14 protein-coding genes are annotated in these 17,458 nt (G+C 40.3%); 10 read left to right on the top strand and 4 right to left on the bottom strand.

All coding sequences use genetic code 11. The features are described from left to right. Nucleotides 1-18: 18 nt before the first annotated feature. On the bottom strand, nt 19-759 hold the full coding sequence (locus tag PARC_RS05665; RefSeq protein ID WP_010553706.1) for an SDR family NAD(P)-dependent oxidoreductase: 741 nt from the start codon (nt 757-759) through the stop codon (nt 19-21). Nucleotides 760-888: 129 nt separating this feature from the next. Between PARC_RS05665 and hisD the strand changes: the two genes are divergently transcribed. Genes hisD through PARC_RS05640 form a run of 5 tightly spaced genes read left to right on the top strand, consistent with a single transcriptional unit; the run spans nt 889 to nt 5,677 of the window. Further along, nucleotides 889-2,163, top strand: coding sequence for a histidinol dehydrogenase (gene hisD / locus PARC_RS05660; RefSeq protein ID WP_010553707.1), 1,275 nt, complete (start codon nt 889-891; stop codon nt 2,161-2,163). Nucleotides 2,164-2,167: 4 nt separating this feature from the next. Further along, nucleotides 2,168-3,175, top strand: coding sequence for a LacI family DNA-binding transcriptional regulator (locus tag PARC_RS05655; protein ID WP_010553708.1), 1,008 nt, complete (start codon nt 2,168-2,170; stop codon nt 3,173-3,175). A 14-nt stretch (nt 3,176-3,189) separates the two neighbouring features. Then, entirely contained in the window at nt 3,190-3,891 is a 702-nt protein-coding gene (locus PARC_RS05650; RefSeq protein ID WP_010553709.1) for an alpha/beta fold hydrolase, read from the top strand. Next, nucleotides 3,888-4,658 carry an HpcH/HpaI aldolase family protein gene (locus PARC_RS05645; protein ID WP_010553710.1) on the top strand — a complete coding sequence of 257 codons (771 nt, stop codon included), beginning with the start codon at nt 3,888-3,890 and terminating at the stop codon, nt 4,656-4,658. The genes PARC_RS05650 and PARC_RS05645 overlap by 4 nt, the downstream gene beginning before the upstream one ends. Further along, nucleotides 4,655-5,677, top strand: a complete 1,023-nt coding sequence (locus PARC_RS05640; protein WP_021032089.1) for an ester cyclase — start codon at nt 4,655-4,657, stop codon at nt 5,675-5,677. The genes PARC_RS05645 and PARC_RS05640 overlap by 4 nt, the downstream gene beginning before the upstream one ends. Nucleotides 5,678-5,742: 65 nt before the next feature. On the opposite strand, the gene PARC_RS05635 is transcribed toward PARC_RS05640, so the two are convergent. Further along, nucleotides 5,743-6,756 (bottom strand): nuclear transport factor 2 family protein, encoded by a 1,014-nt coding sequence (locus PARC_RS05635; RefSeq protein ID WP_010553711.1) that lies wholly within the window; start codon nt 6,754-6,756, stop codon nt 5,743-5,745. Between the two features lie 238 nt (nt 6,757-6,994). Here PARC_RS05635 and PARC_RS05630 point away from each other — a divergent pair, with 238 nt between their 5' ends. The 5 genes from PARC_RS05630 to PARC_RS05610 all read left to right on the top strand — a co-directional run bounded on the left by PARC_RS05630 (nt 6,995) and on the right by PARC_RS05610 (nt 11,968). Next, nucleotides 6,995-8,605 carry a sodium:solute symporter family transporter gene (locus tag PARC_RS05630; RefSeq protein WP_010553712.1) on the top strand — a complete coding sequence of 537 codons (1,611 nt, stop codon included), beginning with the start codon at nt 6,995-6,997 and terminating at the stop codon, nt 8,603-8,605. 10 nt (nt 8,606-8,615) lie between these two features. After that, a complete protein-coding gene (locus PARC_RS05625; protein ID WP_010553713.1) occupies nt 8,616-9,581 on the top strand; it encodes an ester cyclase in 966 nt (321 codons plus the stop codon). 9 nt (nt 9,582-9,590) lie between these two features. Beyond that, the gene (locus PARC_RS05620; RefSeq protein WP_010553714.1) at nt 9,591-10,694 is read left to right on the top strand and encodes an ester cyclase; all 1,104 of its coding nucleotides are present in this window, start codon (nt 9,591-9,593) and stop codon (nt 10,692-10,694) included. Then, on the top strand, nt 10,691-11,545 hold the full coding sequence (locus tag PARC_RS05615) for a nuclear transport factor 2-like protein (protein WP_010553715.1): 855 nt from the start codon (nt 10,691-10,693) through the stop codon (nt 11,543-11,545). Before PARC_RS05620 ends, PARC_RS05615 begins: the two co-directional genes overlap by 4 nt. Before the next feature lie 105 nt (nt 11,546-11,650). Continuing rightward, on the top strand, nt 11,651-11,968 hold the full coding sequence (locus PARC_RS05610) for a hypothetical protein (RefSeq protein WP_010553716.1): 318 nt from the start codon (nt 11,651-11,653) through the stop codon (nt 11,966-11,968). 78 nt (nt 11,969-12,046) lie between these two features. On the opposite strand, the gene PARC_RS05605 is transcribed toward PARC_RS05610, so the two are convergent. After that, complete coding sequence (locus tag PARC_RS05605; protein ID WP_010553717.1) at nt 12,047-14,452, bottom strand: TonB-dependent receptor; 2,406 nt, start codon at nt 14,450-14,452, stop codon at nt 12,047-12,049. Between the two features lie 338 nt (nt 14,453-14,790). Continuing rightward, nucleotides 14,791-17,145, bottom strand: a complete 2,355-nt coding sequence (locus PARC_RS05600; protein WP_010553718.1) for a TonB-dependent receptor — start codon at nt 17,143-17,145, stop codon at nt 14,791-14,793. Nucleotides 17,146-17,458: the final 313 nt, after the last annotated feature.

Here is a 17,458-nt window from a genome sequence, read left to right as displayed (position 1 = left end):
TATTCTCTCCTAAATTAATTACTGAGCGGTCCAGCCGCCATCAATTTTTATACTTGTTCCTGTGATCATTGCTGACAGTTCACTCAGTAAAAATACACAAGCATTTGCGACATCATCCGTTTGAGCAATTTTTTTCATTGGGATCATGTCATAAACAAATTTTTTGAAATCGGGATTTTCAAGCATGGGCTTAGTCATTGGGGTTTCAACAAACGTAGGAGCAACGGTATTAACACGTACATTTTGCGTTGCAAGCTCAACTGCCAGCGCCTTTGTTAACCCCTCTACTGCATGTTTACTCATGCAATACAAAGTGCGATTAGGCGAGCCGACAAATCCCATTTGCGATGACATATTAACCACAGCACCGGCACCAGAGTTGATTAAGGCCGGTAATGCCGCTTGGCTTATTCGATAAACACTGCGAATATTCATCGCAATAACATCGTCAATGTTCTCATCGGTTTGCTCAAGCATTGGCGCAACACGGTTAATACCTGCGTTGTTAAGTAAACCGTCTAATTTAGAAAGTCCGCGTAAACGCTCATAAAAAGCATCACTGTTTATATCAAGCGGCCAGATTTCTATTTGCGAAGGAGCATATTGCTTGAGCTGCTCCAAATCGTGTTTTGTACGCGCCACAGCAATTATATTTGCACCCGCATCTACACACTTTTGTACGCATGATTTACCAATCCCTTTACCTGCACCCGTTATCAAAATGGTTTTACCAAGTAAAAGAGTTTTATCAAATCCCATTTGTTCACCTAAAATCTATATTGCATTCGAAGTCATTATTAATTAGAGTACCCCCAGATGCAAGACATTATTTAACCAGTACGTCTCATCAACAGTGTATAAAAAAACTAATCACTAAGGATATAAACAATGATAAAGCATTTAAAAAAAGGTCAGCCTGCTGACTCAAAAAAAGAACAAAATCAGCCAGTAAGAGATATTGTAGAAAATATTTTAACGCGCGTTGAATCTGAAGGTGATGCAGCAATTCGTGAATATTCTGAAAAATTCGACAAGTGGACTCCGAAGTCTTTCAAGCTTTCTGCTGACGAAATTAAAGTATGTTACGCACAGCTTGATGATCAATTAATCAACGATATAAAATGGGCACAAAGCCAAGTCCGTAATTTTGCTCAAATTCAACGCGACTCAATGAAAGACGTTGAAGTAGAGACGCTACCTGGCGTTACGCTTGGTCATAAACATTTAGCAATGGACAGCGTAGGTTGTTACGTACCAGGTGGAAAATATCCACTACTAGCATCTGCTCATATGAGTGTATTAACGGCTAAAGTAGCCGGTGTTAAACGTGTTATAGCTATGGCTCCGCCTTTTAATGGCAAGCCATCACCAGAAATTGTGGTTGCAATGGACATGGCGGGCGCAGATGAAATTTACTGTCTCGGTGGTGTACAAGCCGTTGCCGCAATGGCTATTGGAACACAAACTATTGCCCCAGTAGATATGATTGTAGGACCTGGTAACGCCTTTGTAGCCGAGGCTAAACGACAGTTATTTGGCCGAGTTGGTATCGATTTATTTGCAGGTCCTACCGAAACACTCGTTATTGCTGATGACAGTGTAGATGGCGAACTATGTGCTGCCGATTTACTAGGCCAAGCAGAGCACGGTCCTACGTCTCCCGCTATTTTACTAACTAACTCTGAGCAATTAGCAATTGATACAATGGCTGAAGTAGAGAGGCAACTTACCATATTACCTACTGCTGATATTGCAGGTGTAGCATGGAAAGATCATGGCGAAGTTATTGTATGTGATACCTACGAGGAAATGATTGACGTTGCTAACGATCTTGCATTTGAACACGTACAAGTAATGACTCGCAATACCGACTACTTTAAAGAAAACATGCAAAACTATGGGGCATTGTTCCTAGGGCCGCAAACCAACGTTTCTTATGGCGATAAATGTATTGGTACAAACCATACACTACCCACAGGTAAAGCAGCGCGTTATACTGGTGGGCTATGGGTAGGAAAATTCATAAAAACATGTACTTTCCAACGAGTAACAGAAGAAGCCTCGGTTGTTGTTGGTGAGTATTGTTCACGTTTATGTGCTGCAGAAGGGTTCGCTGGCCACAAAGAACAAGCAGACATACGAGTAAGACGATATAGGAAATAAATCATTGTCAAAGCAAAAACGAGTCACCTCATATGATGTAGCCCGCGAAGCGGGTGTATCACAATCAGCGGTATCGCGTGTATTTAGACCCGGATTTAGCGTGTCTAAAAAAACCCGCGAAAAGGTAGTCGCAACAGCCAATGAAATGGGCTATCGCCCTAATGCCATTGCCCGTATGTTGATCACTAAACAGTCTGGTATGGTCGCGGTTATTTTATCATCGCGAGCAAACTTGAACTACCCTGAGGTACTCTCTGAGCTTAATAAAGAGTTGGCACTTAATAATAAACGAGTGCTGCTCTTTACTCTTGATGACGCAGACGAACTAGACGAATTACTCGAAAACATTTGGACCTTTCAGGTTGATGGCGTAATTGCTCTAGCGGCTCACTTTGATAGTAAAAGCTTAGATTTATTTGCCAAGCACAGCACACCGATTGTGCTTTATAACCGTAATGTGCCTGAATCGAATGCAAACACAGTTTGCTGTAATCACGATAAAGGCATTAAACAGCTAATTGATTTATTACACCAATCTAATCATAAGTCGTATTTAATTATTGCCGGCCCAGAAGATTCTGACGTTGCTAACGAGCGCCGCGAAATAGCTCAAAATTATTTACACACTTTAGGTATCCAAAATACGCCTGTTATTTATGGTGATTATGGCTATAAATCAGCACGAAGTGCATTAGAAGATTGGTTAAAAACAAACCCCCTACCTGATGCCATTATTTGCAGTAATGATGTAATGGCCATTGGCGTAATTGATGAAATCAAACAAAACTTAAACTTAAGCGTACCCGACGATGTGTCGGTGGTAGGGTTTGATGGTATTAGTGCTGCGTCTTGGTACAACTATCAAATAACCACAATACAACAACCTATGAAACAGCTAACTAAAGCCGCTGTAGATATACTCATGGAACGTATTGAAAACCCTCAAGCAGCTGCTGAAGCACGAGTTTTCACTGGTTCATTGATAACAGGGAACTCTATTAAAACACGTTAAGTTAAGGAATTTTTGTGGCCAAAAATCCTGTTTATATTTTACCTGGTACTTTATGTAACCACCGTATGTTTGAAGCGCAAATAATTGCTCTGCAAAATGCGGGTTATACTCCTCACGTTATTCCCTTTACAGAGCAAACAAGCATTGCACAAATGGCTGAGCTTACTAAAACTATAGCTCTAAAGCCTGCCCCTTTTATTGGTTTTTCAATGGGTGGCATTGTTGCTCTTGCACTTTTAAAATCAGATCCTGAGCTTATACAGTCGCTGTGTTTAATTTCCAGCAATAGTTTGGCAGATAAACCAGAACGTCCATCTATTAGGCAAAAGCAAATAAAGCGGGCACAAGCAACTAGCACTGCTGATGTGCTAAAACACGACTTTATGCCACATTATTTTCACCAGCCAAACTCAGAGCACAATAAGCTTGTATTAAAAATGGCAAATGAGCTTGGCCTTAATGCTTTTAGTGCACAATTAAATGCACTTGCAACGCGCGAAGATACCTTAAACGTTATTGAAAAAACCAATAAAAAATTACTCTTTGTTGGTGGTGAGCATGACGTTCTATGCCCAAGCACTATTCAAAAAACAATGCATAACGCCTGCCCTAATAGCGATCTTATTTTATTAGGTAATTGTGGGCATTTCGTACCGCTTGAAAGAAGTAACACCCTAAACGCACTACTCTTAGATTGGTTGGAGTCAATATTATGAATTTAAAACAAAAGTTAAACAGTAAAGAGCTACTATTAGGCACTTTTATTAAAAGTACTCATTATCATAATACCGAAGTACTTGCCCACACCAGCCTCGATGTACTGTGCCTTGATGCAGAGCATGCCCCGTTTGATCGAGGCGATTTAGACAGCTGTATTATGGCAGCGCGTACGAAAAACATGCCGACCCTTATTCGCGTAAGTAATACCGATCACGCCACTATACTGAGCAGTTTAGATATCGGTGCTGACGGCTTAGTACTACCTCATATTAAGACGCCAGAGCAAGCAAAAGCGATTATCAAAAACTGTTTTTATGGTAATAATGGTAGAGGTTACGCAGGTTCAAGCCGCTTTGCAGGCTACACTACACATGCATTAACCAATAACTTAGCAGCCAACAAATCATCTACCTGCATTATTGCTCAAATAGAGGATGCCGATGCGCTTAAGAGCATCGATGAATTGTGCCAAATAGACGAAATAGATTGTATTTTTATAGGCCGAATGGACTTAACTATTTCCCTCGGTGAGACCAACCCAAGCGCCCCTGTTGTTATTGATGCTGTTACTAAAATAGCTAACGCAGCAGCAAAATATAATAAATGCTGTGGCATGTTTGTTGGTAATTTAAGTGAGCTCAGTCATTGGCAGTCGTTAGGCGTAAGCTTTTATTTATTAGGCTCTGATCATAGCTTTTTACTAAGTGGTGCTAAGCAATTACGTGCAGACTTTGAATCAGCTACAAGTGAATCAAAAATATGAGTATTCATAATAAAAATAAAGAGTTACTTAAAAAATTTAGAAATGCACTTTATAACTTTGATATAAACACGCTCAAAAAAGAAGTGACAAGCTTATTTGCTGATGACGCGTTAATACAACTTTGTTACCCGTTTGAAACACTCACAAACCCTAATACACTTATTGAAGATGTTTATAACCCCCTTAGCAATGCATTTGTAGGCCTTGAACGCCGTGATACCATTGTAATGGCGGGTAGCTCAATAAACGACTCTGATTGGGTTGGCTGCTGTGGATACTATACTGGCTCATTTGAAAAACCATGGCTAGGCATTCCACCCACAGGGCATCAAGTAAGCATGCGCTTTCATGAGTTCTATCGCATTAAAAATAATAAAGTGGTGGAATTACAAACTATTTGGGATATTCCCGAAGTAATGATGCAAGCAAACGTATGGCCACTGTCTCCAAGTTTAGGGAAAGAGTGGCATGTCCCAGGGCCTGCCACACAAGATGGGTTAATCACCCGTCCTTATAATAGCGAACAAGCTGCGCAAAGTTTAAAGCTTGTGGGCGATATGTGTGAGCATCTTGGATTTTATGCTAAAGGTGGCATTGAAGCCATGAAGCTAGATCAATTTTGGCATCCGCATTGTAGCTGGTATGGACCAAGCACAATAGGCACTGCACGCGGTATAAAAGGCTTTAGAAATTGGCATCAAATCCCGTTTTTAAATGCCCTCCCCAATCGTGTAGGCGATGCTAATAAAGGTTATTTATTTGCCGATGAAAACTACGTAGGTTTTACTGCATGGCCAGGTATGAGCATGACTATTAGTAACGGTGGTTGGTTAGGTATTGCACCCGCAAATCAGCAAATAACTATGCGTAGCCTCGACTTTTGGCGAGCCGAAAACAATTTAATTCGTGAAAACTGGGTGCTGATAGATATACTCGATGTGTACAATCAAATTGGCGTAGATATATTTGCCCGAATGAAAGAACTAACTAAAGCGCGCTACTTAAGCTTTGCTCCGTAGCCTTTTATATAACCGTTATAAAAGAAAAGCTCTGTCATTACAGAGCTTTTTATAACTTGAAAAAATTAAGTGCTCGGGTTTGCAATACTTTGCGTGCGTTTTAAAATATCTAAACCTTGTTGTTTTAACCAATACGGTAAGTCAATGATTACCCAGTTTTCAACTAATTTGTCACCTTCACGATGATATACATCAACCACGCGCATATCGGCAGGAGTATTAGCTCCAGGTAATCCTAAAAAACCACCAATGGCAGTATTTGTTAAGTTTGGCCAACCAAAAAAGCATGCATACTCATCTTCAGCAAACCGGCAAATATGGCCATTAAATACTTTACCCGTTAACCCTTCCCTAAACGGATACATATGTTGTTGCTGATAACGCTCAATTGTATATGTAGCGCCAATCCCCGCAGGGCCATACCAAACCATGTTCTCGTCCCATGTTTTTGCAAGCACTTCGGGTGGGCAAGTATTTATACCGCTTTGATTAAGCGCGGTTAGGTTATCAATCATCTGATTAACCAAGTTCATTGTTCGCGTACCTTGCTCATCGCTACCCTTACCTAATCGCACGCCATCGTGTGTACGTGGTCCTGGGTATGTAAAATACTGCCCGGTAGAGAGCGGTAACGGGTTTAAGCCTACTTGCAGCATAACCCCAATAATATCGACAAAAAAACCAGTTTGAATAATTTTACCGTCTTTAACACAGTTAAATTCAGCGTAGCGAATTGTCGCCAATTTATGAGAAGGCGCAATACCTAACCAGTCACGATCAAACAAGCCCATAAAGTGGCCCATACTCATTACCCACTCGCCGCCATCAGCTTCGCTTTGCCCTGCAATAAAAATATCTTCGCGGCGCTGAAGTGCTTTAAAAGAGTGGAATAAAGGCTGCCAAACATGCTCAATTACATCATTAGCATTGTTTAATTCATTAAACGGATGCACACCTTTAAAACTGTAATCATCTGCCAAGTATTCTTTAAATACAGCATTTAAGTCATTACCTTGCGTTTTTTCTAATGCCGCATGAAACTGACGAACCAACTGCTTATTATTAATTATTTCTGCCATGATGTTCCCTTGTTGTTTGCGTAATCAAATTAACACTCTTAAACCGCAAATAAATACGCATTGCTAAAATGTATTCTATTTAAAGAGTAATTAAAAGCCTGTAAATACTAAGTTATAAATCGATTTAAAATAATACTAATGACAATTGACTTCGAAGTCAAAGTGATTCATGATGATTCAAAATAAAAAGTATAAATAGGCTAATTAGCCCGTAATACCTAATCTAACAGGATTAATTATGAATGATTTTGGATTATTGAATTGGAGCATTCTCATCGGGTACATTATTGCAAACCTCATACTTGGGTTTGTAATAAGTAAAAAGGTGAGCAGTGCTAATGATTTTTATATTGGCCGAAAAAATACACCTTGGTGGGCTATTGGTATATCGGTAGTGGCAACCTATGTTAGTGCGCTCACATTTTTAGGTGCACCAGCGTGGTCTTACAAAGAAGGTTTATCGGTTATTGCCATACACTTAAACTATCCACTCGTTATAGTGGCTGTTGTGTGTTTGTTTTTCCCGTTTTTTTACAACGCGGGTGTCGCCTCAATATACGAATACCAAGAACGTCGTTTTGGTAAAAAGGCACGTATTTTAATATCAACAATCTGGCTTATTTCACAAACGATGGGGTCAGCCGCCGTACTTTATGCAACCTCTTTAGTACTTGCCTTTATTGTTGATATAAACGTAATTACCGCCATATTTTTAGTCACTATTATCGCGCTTATATACACCATGCTTGGAGGTATAACAGCCGTAATATGGACCGATGTAATCCAATCAGCAATATTGTTTATTGGTGCCGGCATTATTATGTATGCACTTATTACCTCTATGGATGGCTCATTTAGCTCAACCCTTACTGAATTAAAAGCACAAGGCAAGTTAGACCCGCTTAACTTCTCGTTCGACTTCACAAAAGTCACCACCGTTTGGTCTGGCGTACTAGCAATGTCGCTCTACCACATCACCGTTTATGGTACTAACCAAATGATGGTACAGCGTACCCTTGCAGCTAAAAATATTGGGGATGCTAAAAAGTCGTACTTACTAATGGGCTTTATTGCATTCTTTATTTACCTGTTCTTTATATTTATGGGCGTGTTGTTTTATAGCTATTACGGCGGACGCACATTTGAAAACGACAACCTAATTATTTTACAGTTTGCATCCGACTATGGTCTGCCAGGATTAATGGGAATTATAGCTGCAGCAGTAATGGCTGCTTCTATGTCGAGCCTTGATTCAGCGCTTAATTCGCTTTCAACAATTAGTACTATCGACTTTTACAAAAAGTATTTTGCACCTGAAAAAAACGACGCACATTATTTAGCTGCAACACGTTTATTTACTCTTGGCTGGGCAATCATAATCATTGTACCCGCCATTATGTATCACCTTTACAGCGAAGGCTCCATTTTAGAAATACTCACCAAGGTAGGTTCATACTTTGTAGGTGCTCAGCTAGGTATGTTTGCACTAGGATTTTTCTCTAAGCACACCACCGAAAAAGGCCTACTTATTGGCACATTAGTATCGTTTGTAACCGTTGCAATATGCGCCCTTTACACCGATATAGCATGGCCTTGGTATTGTGCAATTGGTGCCCTAACGTGTGTAGTGTTTAGTATTGTTTTGAGTATCGCTTTTGATGGTTTTCAAGAGGAGTACAACGAGTACACCATTAAAGGTCAGTTAAAAGTATTTAAAGAGCAAAACCGACCAGAAAAAGAAAACGGCTGGTATTTGGTCCCTGGTAAATTTGACTCAATAAACTACTGGTTACTTGGCTTTTTTGTAGTGAGCTTCGCGTCTCTCATGTTATTTGAACATTTTGTATAAGGTGAAATAAATGAATATTTTAGAACAACTTTTTGAAAACTTCAGCGCTGCAAAATTACCAAATCAAGCATTGCTTGCTGATACCGTTCAATGGCAAGTAAGCCACCCTTTTGAACCAATTACATCTAAACAAAATGTAATTAATAATTACTTTGGTGTGCTTAAAAACTCATTACCCGATATAGAACGTAAACCCTTTATTTCTATTAAGGGCGACTACAAAGGCGAGCAATGGATATGTGCAACAGGCTACTTTACCGGCACATTTACAAAACCGTTATTAGGTATTCCAGCCACCGGTAAAAGTATTTTTATTCGCTATAGCGAAATGGCTCAAATAGAAAACAATAAAGTAATTAACGTTTATACCTTTTTAGATTTAATCGATGTAATGAACCAAGTAGGTGTAAACCCGCTGCGTCCAAGCTTAGGTTATCCGGGTTTAATAATGCCCCCCACTACACTTGATGGTGTGCCTGCTACAGCTAAAAACGACGAACTAAGTAAAGCCAACGAACAGCTCGTAATTGATATGCTTACTGAGCTTGGCCGCTACGATGGTAAAGATCTGTACAGCATCAATTTAGAAAAATACTGGCACCCAGATTTTATTTGGTATGGCCCTGCAGGTATAGGAACAACTCGAGGCATTAGTGGTTTTAGAGAACACCACCAAGCTCCATTCTTAAAAGGGTTCCCTGATCGTGGGATCAATAAAACACTCTGCTTAGTAAGCCACGACAACTTTGTAGCAACGGGCGGTTGGCCGCATATGTACGGCACTCATACAGGGGATGACTGGCTTGGTTTACCTGCATCGGGTAATAAGCTGTTTCCGCGTGTTATGGATTTTTGGCGCTGCGAAAACGGTATTTTAAAAGAGAACTGGGTCGCTATCGATATTCCTCACTTATTAGAGGGAATGGGTATTGATATATTCGAGCAAATGCAAAATAAAATAGCAGCAGCAAACTAAGAGATACTTATGAGCACACAAAACACAATTACCCAACCTTACTGGCTGCCTTTATCGAGCGTATTAAATCCGCAAAGTAAAAAACAGCAAGCGCTTGTAGGGTTTGACGAAGAGTTTGTTGATATTGTTGATTACATTTTACGTATTACGCACCGCATTTGGGAGCAAAAAAACATTGGTTTATGTTATCGCTATTACGCTGATGTATGTCCTGTTTTTACACTTGGTGCTTACGGCGAAAATATTGAAGATGTTATTCAAGGCACGCTTAAAACCATTGCCGCATTCCCAGATAGAAGCCTTATTGGCGAAAATGTTATTTTTTCAGAAGACGGTAATGAGCATTACTACTCATCACACTTAATTAGCAGTGTAATGAGTAATACCGGTAACTCAGAATTTGGCCCAGCTACCAATAAAACAGGCCGAGTAACAACCATTGCCGACTGCGTTTGTTTTGAAAATAAAATAGTAAAAGAATGGCTAGTACGCGACAACGGCTTTTTAGTTAAACAACTTGGCCTTAATATTATAAATGTAGCCAAGCACATGGCCAAAATACCAAGTAAAGAAAAACACATACAATGGCTTGATGAAGAGTTTACCCGGGTACAAGCAATTGATCATCGCACGCCAAGCACTCCAATTTTAGACGGTGAACTGGCCGCATTTGCGCATAACTGGTTAGATACGTTATTTAACCAAAAGCAATTTGCTAAAATACACGAGTTTTATAACTTAACGGCCACACAACAATGGCCAAGTGGCAGAATGGCAACCGGCCTTGCACAAATTAATGGTGTCTTTATACAGTTTTTTGCCAATTGCCCTGATGCCAAACTAACCGTCGATCACTTAGCAGTTACCCCCTTTGGTGAGAGCACCACAGATGTTGCTATTCGTTGGTCACTTGCAGGGCATTTCAATCCACAAAGCGATGAACTAAGTGAGCTAAAAAATCTTCCTTATTTTGTGTTAGGCGCCTCACATTTACGTATCAAAAATCAAAAGATTATTGAAGAAGTCACCGTTTTTGACGAAGTTGCGCTACTCGCAAACCTATTTAGATCACACGCATTAAATAGCCAAACAGAATTGGAGGTAAATGCATGATCAACGCAATTATCGATTTATACACCAAAGCAGATATTAAAACTATTTCAAGTAAATTGTTGCGTAGTAGCCGTTGGCAACAACATCACTTTACCGCGATGGGGTCATTGCAAGCACAACCGCTATGGCTTGATTTTTTGGCGCAATATGGCGTATCAGAATTAATATCTAAAACGCACAGTAAAGGCCAGGAACTTGAGACTTTACAGCTGATATTACAACCTAAAAAATTACTAAAACCAGTAAGACTTTCGTTTGTAATTAAGCACAATAATACCTTCATAAAATCAGTGAAATGTGTTGTTGATACGCTATTATTGGCTAACAACGAATTTACAGGTGAGGCAAGTAATAATACGCTGGTGATCCCTAAGTTACCTAAAAGCGACCCTATTATGGTTTGCGATTTAGATAACCAGCTGCACCCAACGACCTTTCATGCAACGCCCAGTGATATTTGTGAATTACCAACGCAAACCGCCGAAACATTAAATAATTGGTGGCAAATTTGGCAGCTTAATAACTTAACTAATTTTGAAAGTGTTTATGCTAAAAATGCAGACGTTATTCTTGCTGGCAGTAACGAAACACAATCAAAAGATGCGCTGTTAAATTGCCATTTAGCGCTTTCACAAACCCTAAGCAGATGCTACGCCCAATTAGAAACCGTACAGTTTGACAGTGCCTTAAACCAAGCAACAATTTGCTGGACACTCGATGGTACTTTTAATACTAAAAACGTACGCGTTCGCCAACAAATACTCACAGTTATTACAATTACTAACACTCTAATATCAAGCGAAGTAATGCAATTTGACACCCTCGCGTTAAATCAGCAATTCGCACTGTAAACACTTATTACTTCCCTTCAAGCGCTCACTGAGCGCTTTTTTTGTTTATAATTTTAACTTTTTTAGGTACATTAAACCTCAAATTATAATAATTAAGGACAATAAATGAAGTATCTCAGTATCGGTATCGTCTTACTTTTAACTGGCTGCCAATCTACGCCTACATTATGTGAAGTAGAACCCAACGCGCTTTTGTGTGACTCAAGTACTTATAATGTAGCGACGGTAAATGCATTAACCACATTCGAGTCAAGAGCTGGCAGAAAAGCATTCGCACTAGGGAAAACCGAAAATGGTGGCGAGTTTTATGGCTTTTCAGAGGGTTACAGCTCACAATCTAAAGCAAATACAAGAGCCTTGGATGAATGCAAAAAAATACTCGCCAAATATGATACTAATGCTCAGTGCGAACTAATTCGATAGCTTTTTTTAAATAAAAAAGCCAGCTAATAAATTTATTAGCTGGCTGAAAGTTATGGCCATGCGGCCATTTAGGAAACCTTAAAACTGGTATTTCAAGCTCGCACCCCACGTACGCGGGTTGCTCCAGTTTGCTTGTACTGAGTTAGCTGGCAAACCATCAACAATTTGTGAATGCACCACACCACGCGTTAATATGGCTTTGTCACCAATATTCTTAACGTATGCTTCAACCTGTACGCTGTCGTTTATAAACCAGGTTAAACGCGCATCAGCCATTAAATGCGCATCTACTCTTACCTCAGGGATGTTTGTATCAAACGCGTAGTAATCGTCTAAGTAATTCATTTGAATATACGGTACTAAGTACGAATCGCCCCCTAAACTAAACTCATAACGCGCCGAAAGCCCCATGCTGTATTCTGGTGCCATTGCAGGTCGCCAGCCTTCAAAACTAAATTGGCTAGAATTATCGTTTATATCTTGGCGGCCACCTTGGTTACCAAGTGCTAGTAATGGACGAAGTTGCTCGTTACCCACAGCGTAACCATCAGCAAATTCGCTATCCAATAACGATAACGTACCGGTAAGCGTTAAATTATCAATTGGTACCCATTGAAGGTCGGCTTCAAGGCCTTTAGTCTCAACGTCACCGCCATTTTCGTAATATTCAAAAGTTGTGGCTGTACCTGCAGACACACATTCTAAAACGGTATCTCCCGTTGTTGTATCGTTACATGACGTTGCAAACAACTGTGCTTTTACGTCTTCGTACTTATTCATAAATACCGATATATTTAAGCGCATTGCACCATCTAGCAAGTAGCTTTTCATACCCATTTCATACGAAATAACATCTTCGTTATCATAAAGGGGGTCTGCACCACGTGCTACCACGCGCGAATCGTTTGCACCACCCGTTCTGTAACCAGTGGCGACGCTTGCATACACCATTATGTCTTTGTTTATATCGTACTCTGCAGCTGCTTTATATAACATTGCAGAATCATCCCAATCGGGAATGACATCACCAGTAAACGTTTTATCGTCTTGGTTTACACGTAAACCACCTACAATACGTAAGTCTTCACTAATTTGATAACGTAACTGCCCATACGCTGCGATAGATTTAGCTGTATGCGGGTCATAATCTGGATTCCCCCACGAAGGCACAACGACAGAGTCTGATACACCATCACCTGTTGTATCTGCATGCGATAACCAGCTCCAATCTGCTTCTTGATCAAAGTAGTAAAGTCCACCAATCCACGAAAAATCAGAGTCGTCATTATTTGATGCAAACTGTAACTCAGACGATAATGTTTTTTGGTCGTCCACTCGCCCAAAACCACCTACAAAATCAATACCGCCATCGCTATAGTCGTTGTCGTAGTATTGCTTGCCGTTAAGGGTTGAATAGTTAGTCGTCCACTTAATATCAGCAAAGTCGGTATACCACTCAAGTGCTACTGTGGTCGAAAAGCTTTCTTGTTTATCAAGCGAAAAGCTATTGCGATAAACATCATATGGACCAAGGTCGTCATGTTGCGTATCACTTGGCTGATAAATATGCCCAGCTGTAATTGTAGGGTTAGGATCAAATATGCCGGAGCCAGGTGACGTTTCGCTTATTTGGTAACCCGCAATTTGCTGATAGCCCCAAATAGCTTCTGAGTTTGAGTTTTTACGCGAGTAGTCAAAACGTACCGTTGCGTTAAACTTATCGTTTGGTTGCCACTTAGTGACATTACGCATATAAAACTGATTTTTTTCGCGTAAATCATCCGAAGGCCCTGGAATCACTAAGTTATTGATATAGCCATCGTGACGATCAGAGGCCACTACAAAACGGGTCGCGAGCGTATCGCTTACAGGTATATTTATAATACCCTCGTAAGCACTGCGGTTATAACTCCCTGTTTCAACTTTTATACTCCCCAGTAAATCGTCAAAAACAGGTTGATTAGTAATTATATTAATACTGCCAGCAAAGGTGTTACGTCCGTATAGAGTACCTTGTGGGCCACGCAGCACTTCTATGCGCTGCACATCCACCAATGCTCCTAAACCAGATGAGGTAGTCGGTACGTAAATACCATCTTGAAATATACCGACTATTTGCTCAGCAATACCGGTGCCTGCTACACCCACCTCATTAGTGCGTGCGCCGCGCATTGCAGGACGAACCTCACCACCGGATGACCCCATACGTAAACCCGGTACAACCTGCTCAAGACCCGTAACATCAATAATACCTGCACGGGCTATATCAGCCTCCCCTAGTGCAGTGATTGATGATGATACTTCCTGTAGATCTTGTGAGCGACGGTTTGCAGTAACGGCTATGCGTTCAATGGCTGGTTCTTTAATTTGCTGCTGAGTTTGTGTTGATGTTGCTTCTTCGGCGCTGTGAGCATTCATTGTGGTTGCTGTAATAGCAGTTGTTACAGCAAAATGAACGAGAGTCCGTGTAAATTTAGCTTTCATTATAATTATTCCCCCGAGTTTAAAACGTGTCTACTTCTCCCCAACTCTACATTTTCAATTATTACAGTAAACAAATTGTATCAATTGAAAATGCATTGATACAAAATAGACTTCGAAGTCAAAAAGATCAACAACTTTCTGCCCAATAATTAACCTGAACTATAAAAAAACATAAATAACAATGATTTAAAATAAAAATAATCATGATTTCGAAATCTATAAAATAAAAAGGCCAGCAATACAATATTGCTGGCCTTTTAAATAATATCCAATTTTATTAATAACTTAACTTTAGTTAAACCCTAACCGAGTATAAAGCAGTTAAAACGATAACTGGCTTAAAAGTTATAACCTATTCTTACGCCATAAGTGCGAGGATTAGCATAGTCAGCAGCCGCTACGTTACCGCCAAAGCGAACCGTTCTAAGCAAGATAAGTTCATCGCCTGCATTTTGAACATATGCGCGTACAGCCCACTCATTATCGGCCGAATACCATGCAATACTGGCATCGTATTTTTGATAGCTACCTTGCGTACCAAACGAAAACGGGAGATCGTTGGTCGTATACGAATCCGATAACTGAATACTGGTAGCAGGCACAATGCGGCCTTTATCACCTAAATCAAACTCGTAACTCGCTAAAAGGGTAATGTTATATTTGGGACTTAACTGCACTTCGTTACCGTCAAGTTGCAGTAAGTTATCTACGCCATTTATAGTCTCTCCGCCTTCTTCAAACACATTTGGCGTAACAAAGTCACCATAAGTAGAATCTGTAAACGCGGCACGTGCACCTAGGCGCAATGCATCACTCGCTTGCCAATCAATTTCAAGCTCAAGACCAGCTGCATCAATTTCGCCCGCATTACCAAAAAATGATACCGCCGTACCGCCTACATTTTGAAAACGCGTAGAAAGTAAATCTTCGTATTGGTTGTAATATAAAGAGGCGTTAAATCTTAATGAATTATCAAGCAGCATGCTTTTAAAGCCTACTTCGTAAGCCGTTACTGTTTGCTCATCGTAACTGTTTTCACCGTTAAAAGCGCCCTGTGCATTACCAGCTAAAAAGCCTGTAGATACTGTAGCGTATAGTAGCTGATCGTTTGTTAAGTCGTGTTCAATACCAACTTTCCACGTTACTTTACTCCAATCGCCATCTGCATCTTTTACCTCTAACTCTGAAAAATCGATCGTGCTTAAATCATTGGTATTTTGACCGTAGATATCCCACTCACGTTTATCATTTGTGTACCTTATACCTGCTATACCGCGTGTATCATCACTAAATGTGTAGTTACCTTGAAAGTAAGCCGCCGCTGATCGCGTTTCTAGCTGAATTTGGTTTAACCATGGTGCATATTGAAGTGCTTGAGGCTGCGTTGTATCGGGTACATTATCAACCACAGCTCCGTAGCTCGCATTTAAAAAAGCGTTATCTAGGTCCTCTGAAAATAAGTAAATACCAGCCACCCATTCAAAATCACTTTCGTAGGTAGAGCTAACTTGTACTTCTAACGAGTTAGTTTTAGATTCAATTGCGTTACCATCTACTGTGGTTGCATAAGTCGAAAAATCACCATCGGTAAGGCGTGTTTCTTCGTAATCCATTGAGGCTGCAATTACTTTTAAATCAACCGACTCAAGCGACCAGTTTAACTCGGCGCTAATACTTACATCGCTCACATTGCGTGATGGCTTATAATCAAACTGCTGAGTAAATGGGTCTGACGATACACCTTGGGCAGTATCAAGCCCAGGCGTTGCTGCATTATCTAGGCCTGCACCAAAACGACCACAATTACTGCCACACACATCATCTCGACCAATGCGCTGAGTTAATGGTGCCGATAAGCTTGTTTTACCTGTCGCTGGGTTTATAGGTACACCTAAAATATGGTAACCAAAAGCACCGCCGCCATTTGACTCGTCCTGCCACGTTTCTACTTTTACATTTAAATTTACATCGTCGTTAAATTCAGTAAATACTTGGCCACGTAAAAAATACATATCGGCATCTTTCAAGCCTGCTGATTCATTAAACGAATTCTCTACGTACGGGTCACGTATTTCTCGTACCCCAGTAAAGCGTACTGCGGTGTCATCGGTTAAAGCAGCATTAAAAAAGCCTTCACCGCGCAAATGGCCATAATTACCAAACGTTGTAGCCATACCACCTTCGGTGATATCAAGTTCAGGCTTTTTAGCTATTACATCAATTACGCCACCAAATGAGTTACGCCCGAACAACGTCCCTTGCGGGCCGCGTAGTACTTCAACACGTTCTAAATCAACAAAGCCAGCGAGTGCTTGCCCATGGCGTGGGCGATAAACACCGTTAGAGTAAAATGCAATAGCAACATCATTAGCCTCTACTTGCTCTGTTCTGGCACCGCGCATAGCTGGACGGGCATCGCTCCCCGACACACCCGACTTTAAACCTGGCGCTAGGCTATCAAGGCTTAAAATATCGGTAATGCCATTTTCTAGTAAATCTTTAGCCGACACCGCAGTAACTGCTAAAGGCACCGACTGAATACTTTTAACTCGCTTAGTAGAGGTAACAGAAATCACCTCCAGCTCTTTATTGGGGTTTAATTTTGCTTCTTGTGAAAATACAGATGCTGAGCCTAATAACGCCGTATTTACAGCAGCAAAAATAAGTGTTTTACGTAAAATATTTGTCGTCATGAGATAAATTCTCCACCTGTTGAAATGAATTTTATTAAGCATTTATGGACGCTATGATCCACCACCGAATTTTTATTATTTATAATTATTAAAAACGCAGTATTTAAATGACTATTTTTTCGACTCATAAAAACTACCGCCTTTTGCATTCGAATGCAACAACGATTAATGCAACTTTTACATGTAACTAACAGGTGTTATAAAAACAAAAGCTTAAAACCAACTCAAGCAGCTAATAGTAAACAAATTTAATTTTTATGGCTGATTTAAAATTACTGGTTTGATCAGTTTAATGTGAGGGATTTAAACAAAG

Origin of the sequence: Pseudoalteromonas arctica A 37-1-2 (genome assembly GCF_000238395.3) — a bacterium.
Taxonomy (GTDB): domain Bacteria; phylum Pseudomonadota; class Gammaproteobacteria; order Enterobacterales; family Alteromonadaceae; genus Pseudoalteromonas; species Pseudoalteromonas arctica.
Note: the sequence above shows the minus strand (reverse complement) of the source record. Positions and strands in the feature narration are given on the sequence as shown.

Bases quoted from the DNA above. Each gene is read 5' to 3' on its own strand.
- PARC_RS05665 (WP_010553706.1), bottom strand. From the start codon at position 759: ATGGGATTTGATAAAACTCTTTTACTTGGTAAAACCATTTTGATAACG.
- hisD (WP_010553707.1), top strand. From the start codon at position 889: ATGATAAAGCATTTAAAAAAAGGTCAGCCTGCTGACTCAAAAAAAGAA.
- PARC_RS05645 (WP_010553710.1), top strand. From the start codon at position 3,888: ATGAATTTAAAACAAAAGTTAAACAGTAAAGAGCTACTATTAGGCACT.
- PARC_RS05640 (WP_021032089.1), top strand. From the start codon at position 4,655: ATGAGTATTCATAATAAAAATAAAGAGTTACTTAAAAAATTTAGAAAT.
- PARC_RS05635 (WP_010553711.1), bottom strand. From the start codon at position 6,756: ATGGCAGAAATAATTAATAATAAGCAGTTGGTTCGTCAGTTTCATGCG.
- PARC_RS05630 (WP_010553712.1), top strand. From the start codon at position 6,995: ATGAATGATTTTGGATTATTGAATTGGAGCATTCTCATCGGGTACATT.
- PARC_RS05625 (WP_010553713.1), top strand. From the start codon at position 8,616: ATGAATATTTTAGAACAACTTTTTGAAAACTTCAGCGCTGCAAAATTA.
- PARC_RS05620 (WP_010553714.1), top strand. From the start codon at position 9,591: ATGAGCACACAAAACACAATTACCCAACCTTACTGGCTGCCTTTATCG.
- PARC_RS05615 (WP_010553715.1), top strand. From the start codon at position 10,691: ATGATCAACGCAATTATCGATTTATACACCAAAGCAGATATTAAAACT.
- PARC_RS05610 (WP_010553716.1), top strand. From the start codon at position 11,651: ATGAAGTATCTCAGTATCGGTATCGTCTTACTTTTAACTGGCTGCCAA.
- PARC_RS05605 (WP_010553717.1), bottom strand. From the start codon at position 14,452: ATGAAAGCTAAATTTACACGGACTCTCGTTCATTTTGCTGTAACAACT.
- PARC_RS05600 (WP_010553718.1), bottom strand. From the start codon at position 17,145: ATGACGACAAATATTTTACGTAAAACACTTATTTTTGCTGCTGTAAAT.